The sequence below is a fragment of the Aliivibrio fischeri genome (genome assembly GCA_038993745.2).
GTDB classification, from domain to species: Bacteria; Pseudomonadota; Gammaproteobacteria; order Enterobacterales; family Vibrionaceae; genus Aliivibrio; species Aliivibrio fischeri_B.
On record CP160629.1, the window covers coordinates 1,543,095 to 1,556,031 of the forward strand.

General features: G+C 37.7%; 8 protein-coding genes and 4 pseudogenes. 6 read left to right on the forward strand and 6 right to left on the reverse strand.

Annotation, left to right across the window (positions count from 1 at the left end):
* Positions 1 to 49: 49 nt before the first annotated feature.
* Positions 50 to 495, reverse strand: a pseudogene (locus AAFX60_007510) (hypothetical protein).
* Between the two features lie 108 nt (positions 496 to 603).
* A pseudogene (locus AAFX60_007515) lies at positions 604 to 2,159 on the reverse strand (BCCT family transporter).
* Positions 2,160 to 2,499: 340 nt separating this feature from the next.
* Here AAFX60_007515 and AAFX60_007520 point away from each other — a divergent pair.
* The 3 genes and pseudogenes from AAFX60_007520 (at position 2,500) to AAFX60_007530 (ending at position 4,960) form a co-directional block, all read left to right on the forward strand.
* Positions 2,500 to 2,883 (forward strand): PepSY domain-containing protein, encoded by a 384-nt coding sequence (locus AAFX60_007520; GenBank protein XDF76642.1) that lies wholly within the window; start codon positions 2,500 to 2,502, stop codon positions 2,881 to 2,883.
* A gap of 38 nt (positions 2,884 to 2,921) precedes the next feature.
* A complete protein-coding gene (locus AAFX60_007525; GenBank protein ID XDF76643.1) occupies positions 2,922 to 3,578 on the forward strand; it encodes a response regulator transcription factor in 657 nt (218 codons plus the stop codon).
* A gap of 18 nt (positions 3,579 to 3,596) precedes the next feature.
* Positions 3,597 to 4,960 (forward strand): annotated as a pseudogene (locus AAFX60_007530) (ATP-binding protein).
* A 13-nt stretch (positions 4,961 to 4,973) separates the two neighbouring features.
* Here AAFX60_007530 and AAFX60_007535 read toward each other — a convergent pair.
* Positions 4,974 to 6,250 (reverse strand): annotated as a pseudogene (locus tag AAFX60_007535) (LssY C-terminal domain-containing protein).
* Between the two features lie 20 nt (positions 6,251 to 6,270).
* The gene (locus AAFX60_007540) at positions 6,271 to 7,002 is read right to left on the reverse strand and encodes a glycosyltransferase (protein XDF76644.1); all 732 of its coding nucleotides are present in this window, start codon (positions 7,000 to 7,002) and stop codon (positions 6,271 to 6,273) included.
* Positions 7,003 to 7,232: 230 nt separating this feature from the next.
* Here AAFX60_007540 and AAFX60_007545 point away from each other — a divergent pair, with 230 nt between their 5' ends.
* Positions 7,233 to 7,406, forward strand: a complete 174-nt coding sequence (locus AAFX60_007545) for a hypothetical protein (protein ID XDF76645.1) — start codon at positions 7,233 to 7,235, stop codon at positions 7,404 to 7,406.
* 253 nt (positions 7,407 to 7,659) lie between these two features.
* On the opposite strand, the gene AAFX60_007550 is transcribed toward AAFX60_007545, so the two are convergent.
* Entirely contained in the window at positions 7,660 to 9,702 is a 2,043-nt protein-coding gene (locus AAFX60_007550) for a cache domain-containing protein (protein XDF76646.1), read from the reverse strand.
* Positions 9,699 to 11,126, reverse strand: a complete 1,428-nt coding sequence (locus AAFX60_007555; GenBank protein ID XDF76647.1) for a sigma-54 dependent transcriptional regulator — start codon at positions 11,124 to 11,126, stop codon at positions 9,699 to 9,701. The genes AAFX60_007550 and AAFX60_007555 overlap by 4 nt, the downstream gene beginning before the upstream one ends.
* Positions 11,127 to 11,407: 281 nt before the next feature.
* Between AAFX60_007555 and AAFX60_007560 the strand changes: the two genes are divergently transcribed.
* Together AAFX60_007560 and AAFX60_007565 are read left to right on the forward strand one after the other, a co-directional pair.
* Positions 11,408 to 12,229, forward strand: a complete 822-nt coding sequence (locus tag AAFX60_007560; protein ID XDF76648.1) for a substrate-binding domain-containing protein — start codon at positions 11,408 to 11,410, stop codon at positions 12,227 to 12,229.
* Between the two features lie 3 nt (positions 12,230 to 12,232).
* Complete coding sequence (locus AAFX60_007565; protein ID XDF76649.1) at positions 12,233 to 12,931, forward strand: ABC transporter permease; 699 nt, start codon at positions 12,233 to 12,235, stop codon at positions 12,929 to 12,931.
* Positions 12,932 to 12,937 lie beyond the last annotated feature (6 nt).

Genomic DNA, 12,937 nt, shown 5'->3' on the forward strand with positions numbered 1-12,937 from the left:
TCTCTTTGATATAAATCAGTTTTTTACTTATCAATAAACCATCCCTTGATTAATATTGATCTAATACTCGTGTTTGAGCTAACTTAAGATAAGAGTGCAATTCATTATTCTTGTACTCTATTGCTGAATGAATATTTACAGATGAATTCGCCACAACCACGAAGTCATATTGATTTTCGTTCTTAAAAATTGATATGTGTAGCAAACCATCAATGAGTTCCCAATGCCCTACCGTTTTTAATCGCTCAAACAAAGTAAACTCAATTAAGCTCCCATTTTGACTAAATATAAGCTCCGTAATATAGCCAGCCGTACACGTTTTTATCCAGTGTGATTCAAAGATTTCTTCAAGTGAAAAATCTCTTTTTTGCTGACACCATGTAACGAGTTTTTTTCTTGAATATCACAATGAGAAAGTTCATTACGTTCAACAATTGGCGTTCCTTTTACTTCACGTAAAAATAACTGCTGCAATACGGCTTCTTTATTTGGCATACATTCACTCCTGAAATAGTCGTTTATCCATAATAAAAAAGGCTTACCACAGTTTCTGCGATAAGCCTCTCATTCAATCAAAACGTTTTATTGGGTCGTTATCAATAACTACACCGTAACGCTTTTTGTGCAATCTACCGATGATTTACTTTCAAGCTCTGCACTCTTCATACGTAGAACCGCAATCGGTCCGGTAATAAAAGTAACACCAACCAAGAAAGAAACCGGTACAGCTGTAATTACGATAAAGGATTGAAGTGCATTTAATCCACCATCACCTGCAATCAATAAAACGCCGGCAACCACACCCATCATAACCGCCCAAAATAGACGCTGATATCTTGACGGTGTATCAGTGCCCTCTACTGCCATTGCAATAGAATAAGCCATTGAATCACCTGTTGTTGCTACAAACGTCGTTGTAAGTACAAGGAATGCAGGTATCAATAAGAAACTAAAAGGTAATTGAGCTAATGATGCTAATAACACCGCAGGTAAGCCCGCTTCTTGCAATGGTTGAGAAATGCTACCCGGAGTTTGTAACTCAAGGAAAATCCCTGTTCCACCCAATGATGAAAACCAAAAGTTGGTCGCAATTGGAGCAATAATTGCTACCGTAATAATCAACTCACGAATGCTTCGGCCTTGAGAGATACGTGCAATGAAAATAGCCATCATTGGAGCAAAACCAATAAACCATCCCCAGAAGAACCACGTCCACCACGAATTCCAAGAAGGGTCTGCAGTACTCAAACTCATTTCAGGTAAATGCTGAATATAAGTACCAAAAGCCATACCAAACTCTTTAAAGATAAAACCGGTAGGACCAAGAACTAAGATCGCAACTAATAATGCAACAGCACCAATAACATTCATACGACTCAACCATTGTAAGCCCTTGTCCATGCCAGAGAAGGCCGAAACAGAATAAATGCTAACAATCACGGTCAAAATGATGATTTGGCTCATCAGCGAGCTTTCAAGCCCTGTCAGGACTGTCAGACTGTAACTTAACTGTGTTGCTAAAAATCCAATAGGTCCAATGGTTCCTGCTGCTACAGCAATAATAGAACAAGCATCAATGACCGAACCAATCCAATGGTTCTCCAATTTGTCACCCAAAATAGGATACAACAATGCACGAGGACGAAGTTTTACACCGCAGTTATAGTGGGCATACATAAGAACAATCGTACTTAATGTGCCAAGCACAGCCCATGCTAAAAATCCCCAATGTAAAAAGCTTTGGCTTAAAGCTGGAGCAACTGCTGCCAACGTGCCACCTTTAACATCAGAAAAGCTTGGTGATGGTGTAATGAAATGGAAAATAGGTTCAGCTGCTGACCAAAACACGCCTCCGCCTGCAAGCAGAGTACACATGATCATTGCCACCCAACGAAAGGTACCTATCGTGGGTTTGATTCACTGCCCATCTTAATTTTGCCATAACGGCTCATCGCAATGATAAGAGCTAAAACAAAAGTGATGATCATTAGCCACTGCCACCAATAGCCGAACATGGTCGAAACCGACATGAACAAAGATTGAATAGTTGCAGTAAATGCTGAGAGATCAACAAAGGCAGCTAAAAGAAATAGAAGGATAAATCCTATTGTGAGGGTTGGAACAAGTTTGTCGCTAGTTTGCTTACTATTTGTAGACATAAATATCTCACTTGATGCGTGAGGGACGGAACTCTAGCAGCTTAAAAAACGTAAAACCAGTGAAATATTTTTCAACTTTCCGATTTTCTAGTGAAAAAAATATGAATATAATCACAAAAAACGAACATTACGCCTAAAAATCAGATAGTTATAAAATCAACCATAAAATAATACAAACAACCAAAAAATTTACACTTTTATCAAAATAATCCATTCTGGGTAGGCTGTTTTTTAATCGTTAATTATATTCTTCATGGTTCATTTATCTCCTGTAAAATTCATTTTATATTCATATTCGCTGCTTTATACTTAATCTCATAGCGAACTATTGGGATAAATCATGCTTAAAAAATCTGTCATATACCTCGCCGCTCTTCTCTCTATATTCTCTCAGAATGTATTGGCCGATAATCATCAAAATGGGCATCAATTAGTCCAAGATATTCAAACGGCAGATACACGAATAGAGATAGACGAAGATCAAGATGAAGTATATGAAGCGGTTAAATTAGGGCTAATTAAACCATTTTCTGAATTGTATACCACTGTTGCTCAAGACTTTAACGGCCGAATCATCAAGGTAGAACTTGAAGAAGACGATGATGAATGGACCTATGAATTAAAAATCGTACACAATAACAATGTATTAAAAGTTGAATACAATGCGGCTAACCTTGCTATCACAGAAATTAAAGGTCGTGATATTCGAGCAGCACTTAAATAAATCAATCCACAATTATATAAATAGAGATAACAATAATAATGAAAATTTTAGTTGTAGAAGATGACTTACGTTTAGGCGAACAAATTGTAGAAACCCTAGAGTCTGCCGATTGGGTTCCTGAGTTATCACAAGATGGTGTTGATGCATTATATAGAGCAACAACTGAGGAATGGGATGCTATTGTTCTTGATTTAGGTTTACCAAAATTAAATGGTCTAACAGTACTGAAAAGCATTCGTGATGAAAACATTAACACGCCCGTTATTATTTTAAGTGCTCGTGATACGTTATCACAACGTGTTGAGGGCTTAAATGCAGGCGCAGATGACTATTTAACTAAACCGTTTGAAATGGTGGAATTGATTGCTCGCATTCGTGCTCAATTACGTCGAGCCTCTGGCAATGCCTCCCCTATTTTAAAAATTGGTGATTTAAGCTTAGATACCCGCAGTTCCAAAGTTCTGTGGCAAGACCAAGCTGTAAACCTGACAGCATTGGAATACAAGGTCGTTGCTTATTTCATGCACAATCCAGATAAGGTGATCTCTAGAACGACACTTGTTGAACATATCTATAAGCAAGATTTTGATCGTGATTCAAATACCGTTGAAGTATTTATTGGCCGAATTCGTAAAAAAATAGCGCCAAATATCATCAAAACCGTACGTGGTCTTGGTTATCAATTAAACTCATAGAGCAAATCAAGGATAACGATGAAAAAGGCACCCCGTCGTCTTCAGCATACATTTAAAAAATTAAGTTTAAAAAGCCGCTTGCTTCTTGCTGCGGCTTTTTGGCTATCTTCAATGATTTTAGCGGCTGGCATTGGTATTCCAAAACTGGTCAATGATTATCTTATTAAAGATGTAAAACAACAATTAGCCTTATCTATGGATGAAATCACGGCGAATTTAGAAACCAACGAACAAGGAAAATTGGTCTTATTCTCTCGACTTTCTGATCCTCGATTTAATCAGCCTTATAGCGGTCTATACTGGACTGCAAGTACCAAAAAAGATGAACTGCGTTCTCGTTCTTTATGGGATAAAAAGCTCAAGTTTAAAGACAATTCTTTAGATATCGCTCCTACGGTAAAAGGAGCAAAAGACGAAAAACTTATCTATATTCAAAAACACATATACCTTCCAGAAATTAAAGCACCAATAACAATAACCATTGGTGTGGATGAAGATCCCTTAGAAAAAACATTACACCAATTAACAGGACAAGTTTGGGTTATCTTAGGATTGCTATTTAGCGGTGTTTTATTCCTTATTGGTATTCAAGTCAGTTGGTCTTTACGCCCACTTGCTAAAATGCAATCTGAACTTATTCAGCTGCGTAAAGGAGAACAACAAAATTTAAGCCAACACTACCCTCAAGAAATAGCCCTTTGGTTTCGGATCTCAATGCGCTTTTATTTCATTATCAAGAATTGCTGGATCGTGCTCGTAATCATGCAGGCAACTTATCTCATTCTTTAAAAACACCACTATCCGTCCTTAAAAATGAGTTAGAACATTTAAGCGAAGAGGATAAAAAGCGCTTATCTCTGCCTATTAATAAGCTTCAAGAGCACATCGACTACCATTTAGGCCGTGCTCGCATGGCTGGATCAATGAATATTTTATCTGTTGCAACCTCTCCATCCGATCGTGTTGATGCCATATCAATGGCTTTTGATAAAGTTTATGCTGCCCGTGAAATCATGTTAATTAACGAACTTAATAGTGATGACAATATTGCAGTAGAAGCAACAGATCTTGATGAAATGCTAGGTAATTTACTCGAAAATGGCTATAAGTGGGCAAATTCTATGATTCGTGTCCATTCAAAATATGCTGCTGACAATCTCATTGAAATCACAATCGAAGATGATGGAAATGGCATCCCAGAAGATAAACTAGAGCACGTAATTCGACGAGGTGTTCGTCTGGATGAATCAACTCCAGGAACAGGACTTGGTTTAAATATTGTAGACGAAATGGCACACAGCTATCGTGGTTCATTGCTTTTAGGTAGAAGTAAAATGGGCGGCCTAAAAGCAACTCTCACCTTTCCACTTGTGGCTAAATAAATAAACTCGTACGTTATCCATTATTACCAATAGGTAACGTACGAGTCTTGATAACCAATATATCTCCATCGGAATAATAGTCATGTTCTTCATCTTTACTCACAGGTGCTGAATAAGCTTGTTTCGATGTAGATAGATTGTTCGAAAATAAATCGATCGTTCTTTTAAATTTATCTCTTTCTTTATCTACATCTGAATCAATGCTGTGCAGCATAGTCACAATTCCTCGATATGGAGTAAAGGTAAGACCATCATCATAACTTAACGCACCTAACCAAACCTGTTGTTCTCCGCTATTTCTTCCAGCATTCCACCAACGGATATGACTTCGTTTTAATAAATTTCCTGGTAATTGAAAAGCCATATCTTGAACTCGCCCATCCCAAAACAAATCGGATACTGGTGGCGTCTTATTCCTCATAAGTAAAAAATAATCGACTAAATTAATATCATTTCTTGAAAAAGTTTTGTTTTCAATCCACCCAAGTTGATTCATTATCGTCTGAGGATTGTTACCGATAAACACAACGTTAATCGCTTGTGCATCAAAAAAGGACGACTCTCCAGGGAATGCTTTGAATACGGTGCGTGTTTCATCAAAATATAAAGGTTTATCCTTAACATCTTTGATTAAGTCATCGGCTGTCCAAAAAAAATGACTGTAATTTAAATAAGCCACTGCCGCTATAAGGGCAAAGGTGAATTTTAATCCGAGTCTGCGCCATCGATAACGTTTAGCTATGAACAAAAAATACTCAAGAAAATCAGCACCAGAATAGACTGTATATGCTCTATAACAAAAAGCTCAGCTTCTTTTAACAATGGCAGCGTATCAATGCCATAAGATAATAAATATCCCCATAAGACAAATTGAGTAACACCGAGTAGCAAACCAATAGAATTCAATAATGTAAATCGCCCCCAACCAATATGATTAACACCAGCGATAAAAGGAACTATCCACGCTACAGGTCCTAACAAGCGAGAAAAAACAAGAACAGTTGTACCTCTCTTTTGCAATAACAAGCGGCAACGAGCGATAGGACGTCGTGTTTTTGGCAGCCACCTCATTAACCATGATTGAGCATTTCGTCCAAATCGGCGACCAATAACATAGCTAATTTGATCGCCTAAAAAACCGCCTAAAATGACAGCAACGACGCCACTCCAAATACCTTGATGAAGCCGAAAGCCTGCTGCAATTAAAAAAGGTTCCCCAGGAACAAATACATTAGGTCCTATGAGCGCATCAAATAATGCGCCCCAAAACAAAGTCATCGTATCAAACATAATTTACCTTTACGTATAAATTACTTTTGATTTGAATAATGTCCGAACTTATATTCCATTTCGTTATTGCGCATTTCTCCAAACAAGAAACGGCGAACATTAGCTTTTAAATAGGTATACCCCATTCGCAAAAAGCCATCTTGTTCTAAACGACGTGGATCAAACTCAAATGTCATTGGAAGAAAACGAAAACGCCAAGTTCTGCTTGCTCTTTTTACGTAATCACAATCTTCGCATAACGTAATATTTTCATCGAAGCCAAGAAGATCTTTATGCGCTCTTCTAGTCGAAAAAATACACGCTCCAACTGCGGTAGGAAATGCAAATTGAGTTAGAAACAGACCAATATTAAACGTCATATAACCAAGTTTATGAGCAACAGGTAACCCTTTCGAGCCCATATATACGCCTGCTACTTCAAGTCCTTTTTCATTAAGTTGAGTTAATGCTTTAGTAAGAAAGTCTGGAGACAAACGCACGTCAGCATCTAAAAATAATAGACGTTCATGTTTAGCAAGTGATGCTCCTGTATTACGACCTAAACTGACCCCTTGTTTCTCCATTTTATGAACGGTTAAATCAGGAATACTTGCAGAGAAGGATTGTGCAACCTCACACGTCGCATCTGAACTATTTGAATCAACAACAATTACTTCAAAATTTTTGAATGTTTGCTCTGTTAAATCTTCAAGTAAACGGCCAATACGTTTTTCTTCATTTAAAGTAATAATAACAATGCTTAATGGGTTCATAGTGTACCTCCAAGTAAAATGAATTAAGCTACTTGAGGCCATAATAACGAATACTATCTTAACCAATGGTGAGAGGTTTATTCATCTTTGATTCATCCATCGCAGTCAAACTTACTATTTACATATAAATCATCGTTTGTTTTTTATTCAATCTAACATTTCATTTTTAGCTGTAGCACATCATTCTCACCTCATATATTGTTAAATTTGTGTTTAAGAAGGAGAAAGAAATGAAAGTGATAATTCAATACACTCAAACAGGTATGTATAAAGACCATGCATGGGAAGCATCTACAATTAGGATTCAAGGGCAGTATCATGCAGTTACGCCATCCTATGCCGCTCAACTTATCGAGCAAAATAAAGCACAGTTACATACGATAATAGCAATAATATTGTGTTAGTTGATTGATTTTAAAGATTGAAAATTCGATTGGAATTTGATGATTTATCAATAAGATAAAAAGAGAAAGGAAAGCCACACGTCTCAAAATGTGGCTTAATTTGGAACTGTTCGGGGTCATAACCGGACGTGTTAACTATCTAATATCACTGACTTAATTTCAACAGTTTTTGTGAACACAATGGTCAGAAAAAGTACAAATTTTGAAGTTGTTCCGTATTTTGTGAGTCGTGTAACACTAATTAGCTTGCTACTCAACCTACCAAATTATGATATTGCTGTTCTTCTGTCTTTGTTGGCAAATAGATCGTAAAGACGGTTCCCTTTCCAAGTTGTGATCTCACTTTAATTTCACCACCAGTTTGACTTAATAAACTTTGAGAAACAGATAAACCAAGCCCTGTTCCATCACGCTTTGTTGTATAGAACGGGTCAAAAATTCGATTTAGTTGTTCTCCAGCAATACCACATCCGAAATCTTCTACTTCTATAATCGCACCAAACTCAACTCCTTCATGACACCAAGTTCGACTACGAATGATAAGTTTACCTTTACTGTTCATTGCATGAATGCCATTCATTTGCAGATTGACTAATACTTGCAATAAATGATGGCGATTCACTTCCACTCTTGGTGGCTGCTCAAAATCAAACTCAACCTCAATATCTCGTTTGTGAGCCCCTGTACGAACTAAGGTAACGCTTTCTTCAATGATTGGATTAATGTATTGCCATGTCACCTCATCTTGAATCCCACCTTGTCGACTGTACTGCAATAAACTACGAGTGATATTACGGATTCGGTCTATTTGCTCCATAATGGTTTCTAGCTCTTCAGCTATTACGTGGGCCTCTTCACCTAATTCATATTTAATTAATTCTGCATTACCTAGAATAACAGCTGTAGGATTATTAATTTCATGAGCAATACCGGCAGTCAACTCACCAAGTGATGCCAATTTTTCACTCATTACCAGCTTATCTTGAGCTTGTTTTAGCAATTTTATGTATTGCTCTAATTCCACTGTCTTTTCATGCAAACTTGCCGTTCTTGACTTAACTTTTGACTCTAACTCTTTAGATGCCCTTTGGATCTCTAAATTTCGTAACTGAAGTTGATCAAGCATATTGTCAAACTGCTGCGCTAAGCTGGCCAGTTCATGACTATTATCCAACCCTAAATCCCCAATTCGAACATCTTTACCTAATTGGACAGACTTCACTACAAAGTGAATTTTTTCGATCGGTTGAAATAGATCTCGAGCTCCTCGATGCACAAAAAATGTCGACAATAATAACGTAATAAGAATGGTGATCCCTGCTTCAAGCAAGTTTTGTAAATACTGTTTTAATAACGGCCACTCTAAATAGCCGGTATAAAGCATTCCAATCACATCTCCATTCATATCTTTAATCGGTTGATATGCTGAAATGTACCAATCATTGTAAACATAAGCTCTATTTACCCATCGCTCTCCAGCACCAATAACTTGTGCTTTCACTTCTGGAGATACTTTGGTTCCAATAGCACGGCCTTGGTTTAACTCTTTATTTGCAAAATCAGTATGCAGTGGAACGTTGGTACTAATACGAAGTCCATCTAAAAATAACGTTACTGTCCCTATATTATTGGACGGTAAATCACCTGATGGATAGATCAAATCACGGATTCTATCGACAAGTAATGTGCTGTTATTTAATATAATTCCGCTATCAACAATCCAAGTTAATTTCCCTTTATTATCAAAAATTGGTATTAACGTTCGGCTAATCAAACCACGCTTTTCTATACTTCTATCTTCTTTGTTAGTCACCCAAACCTGTTGTTTCAGTTTAGGATTAATATCCGCTAACTCTTTTTCAGACATGACTTGAAAGAAGGTTCGTGACATACCAATCTTCATATCATTGACTAAAGAAGAAGGCAGCTCATTCATATAAGAAACTGGATGTAACGCAATAAAATCAGAGTTGTATTTACCCGCTTGTTGCGAAACCCACGACTCAAAATCAGGCGCTTTATTTTCAAACTTTTTTTGAAAATAATACGATTCTACAAAGCCTCTCAATTCCGCGCTTTGCTCTCGCTGTAAAAAATCAATACTGTTATTGGCAACAGATAATTTACTGCCAACATCATTCAGTGCATTTTGCCAAGTATAATGTGTAGACCAAAATGCTGTAATGATCACTAGAGCTAATAGGGTTAAGAATAATGGAACCGAGTTCAACCAAAGTAAGCGGTAACGCACCATGGTTTTAATGCGTTTTTTCCAAACCGTCGGAGATAGCGTCATGCGTTTTCTTCGCTCCACTCTTTAAACTTACGCTCTAAAGTTTTACGAGCAACCCCCAACTGCCTTGCAGCTGCAGATTTATTACCATCATGAAGATCCACGACAGTGATGATGTGTGATTTTTCCACTTCTTTTAATGTCCATTTTTCTGGGTAAGTATCTAAGATAGGCATACAAGTACACTCGCCTTCTTTATTCCTTGATGCGTCATCATTTTTATTCTGTTCTTCGTCTTGATGAATTGGCTCATCACCTTGTAATTCAGCCCAATGTTCAACAGGTGGCTTGCCTAATAAAATACAACGTTCAATCATATTTTTAAGCTCACGGATATTACCCGGCCAATCGTAATTTGCCATTGCGACGATATCTTCATGAGCCCAATGCACAGGTTTTACTCCCATTTCACTCGCAATCATTTGCGAAAAATGCTCAGTTAAACATGCAAGATCCGCTTTTCGCTCTCGTAATGCTGGTAGAGAAACCGTCAAAACATTTAAACGATAAAATAAATCTTTTCTGAAATTTCCTTTTTCCACTTCTTCTAATAAATTACGGTTAGTAGCAGCAACAATACGAACATCAACAGGAATTTCTTTTTCAGAGCCTACAGGTCTAATGGCTTTTTGCTCTAACGCTCGCAGCAACGATGATTGCATTCCAATTGGCATTTCACCTATTTCATCTAAAAACAGTGTCCCACCATTCGCTACTCTGAATAAACCCTCACGCCCTTTCTTAGCACCAGTAAACGCACCAGAAGTATGCCCAAACAATTCACTTTCAAGTAAGTCAGGAGCAATAGCCCCGCAGTTTAATGGTACAAACGGCCCTTTGCGTTCACTTAATTGGTGCAAACCACGAGCAACTAACTCTTTACCTGTTCCTGATTCACCTTCAATTAATACAGCTGCATTAGATGGAGCAAGTTGAGCTACCATTTTCTTTAACTGTAACGTTTTCTCTGCATTACCGATGATCTCAATCGGATTCTTCTTCTCAACTTCTCTTTTTAAAGCAAAGTTGGTTCGCTCAACTAAACGACGATCCATGCATCGTTTAACTGCTTGTAGCATGTTTTCAAGATTAAACGGCTTTAAAATAAAATCAGATGCGCCAAGTCGAAGCGCTTGAATCGCCGTATCTAACTCCGCATAACCTGTCATGAAAATCACATCGTAATTACGCGCATCACATGCAACGCTTTCTTGCCACTCTAAACCTGTTTGACCTGGTAAGTTAATATCAAGAATGATTAAATCAAGATGGTGAGATTGTCGAATTTCTTCTGCTTCTTCAATCGTACCTGCGGTATGCACTTGTCCAAATTGTTTACTTAATGCTTTTTTTAGTATGGTTTGCATACCAATTTCATCATCAACAACAAGAACTGAAAACGCATTCCAATCTGATTTTACAACCATATTTATTCCTAATAAGATCTAAAGAGTTATGTGGGTCAAAATGTCCTAATTATTCTAACCTGTTATTCGCAAAATGTATCCTTTCTATTGCGACATTTTGTCCTAATCACATTTTTTATAAGGTTTTTATGTAAGAATCCAATTCAACCACTTAAATATCATTACGTTAAGTGTGTGTTTAAAGGCATTATACTTGGCATAGTGATTGCTTTAGTGGGTACGAGTCTATTCACTTCAGAGCATTATGCTTTGCAAGTTAAACTTCATTACATGGATATAACATGAACAATAAAATTAAGACATTTTCTGCAGTTGCTGCACTGGCTTTAGGTTCTTTCTCTGCGACTGACGTATACGCTAATGACGCAAACGTTGTACGTTTAGCAACGACAACAAGTACTTACCACTCAGGCTTATTAGATTACCTTCTTCCAGAATTCCAAAAAGATTCAGGCTACGAAGTTCAAGTTCTTGCTGCTGGTACTGGTAAAGCATTGAAAATGGGCGAAAATGGCGATGTTGATTTAGTAATGACTCACGCACCAAAAGCTGAAGCAAACTTTGTTGAAAAAGGCTACGGTGTTGAGCCAAAATCACTGATGTACAATGACTTTGTGCTAGTAGGTCCTAAAGCTGACCCTGCTCATATTCACGGTATGAAAGACGTTACTGCAGCATTCAAAAAAATGGCTGAATCTGACGTAACTTTCGTATCACGTGGCGATGATTCTGGTACAAACAAAAAAGAATTGAATCTTTGGGCTCAAACTAAAATTGAACCAAACTTCGGTGGTTATAAAGCAGTTGGTCAAGGTATGGGTCCAACACTAAACATGACTTCTGAACTACAAGCTTATACCTTAACAGACCGTGGTACTTGGTTAGCTTACCAGAACAAACTTGATCTTGAGATCATGGTTGAAGGTGATAAACGTCTATTCAACCCTTACCAAGTAATTCTAATTAACCCTGAGCGTTACAAAAACCTAAACACAAAAGGTGCGCAAGCATTCAGTGATTGGTTAGTAAGCGATAAAGGTCAGGCAATGATTAATAGCTTCAAACTGAATGGTAAACAACTGTTCACAGCGGACGCTAAATAATACATGACTATTTTAGCCACCTCTCAAGAGGCAATTCAATTACTGTTTAGTGGTGATACTGCATTATGGAGCATCGTAGGTGTTTCATTTTCTGTATCCCTATTTGCAATGGCAGTTGTATTATTACCTGCTCTTTTGTTGGCATTTGCGCTTGCTTATGGATCTTTTCCTGGGCGGTGGCTATTACTTTCTATTATGAATACATTGCAATCCGTGCCCACCGTTGTTATTGGGTTGCTACTGTATATGATGCTTTCTCGTGCTGGCCCATTAGGTGACTGGCAACTACTCTTTACCCAAGAAGCAATGGTTATTGGACAGATATTTATCTGTTTTCCAATTATGGTCGCTATGATGCATGGTGCATTTCAGCACAGTGACCGTCGTGTTTGGGAAACCTCATTCACGCTTGGTGCTTCACTTCCACGCGCATTTGGCAGCTTAATTTGGGAGACTCGCTTCCCTATTTTAGCCGCTGTAATCGCTGGATTTTCTCGTATAATTACTGAAGTAGGTTGTTCAATGATGGTTGGTGGTAACATCTTCAACTCTACTCGAAATATTCCAACTGCGATTGCAATGGAAAGCCAAAAAGGCGCATTTGCACAGGGTGTTGCTCTTGGTATGGTGTTATTAGTTTTAGCACTCGTTTTAAACTTTTTACTCTCTATCACTCGTGGTAAAGGGTATTTACGTACTTAGTAGGCA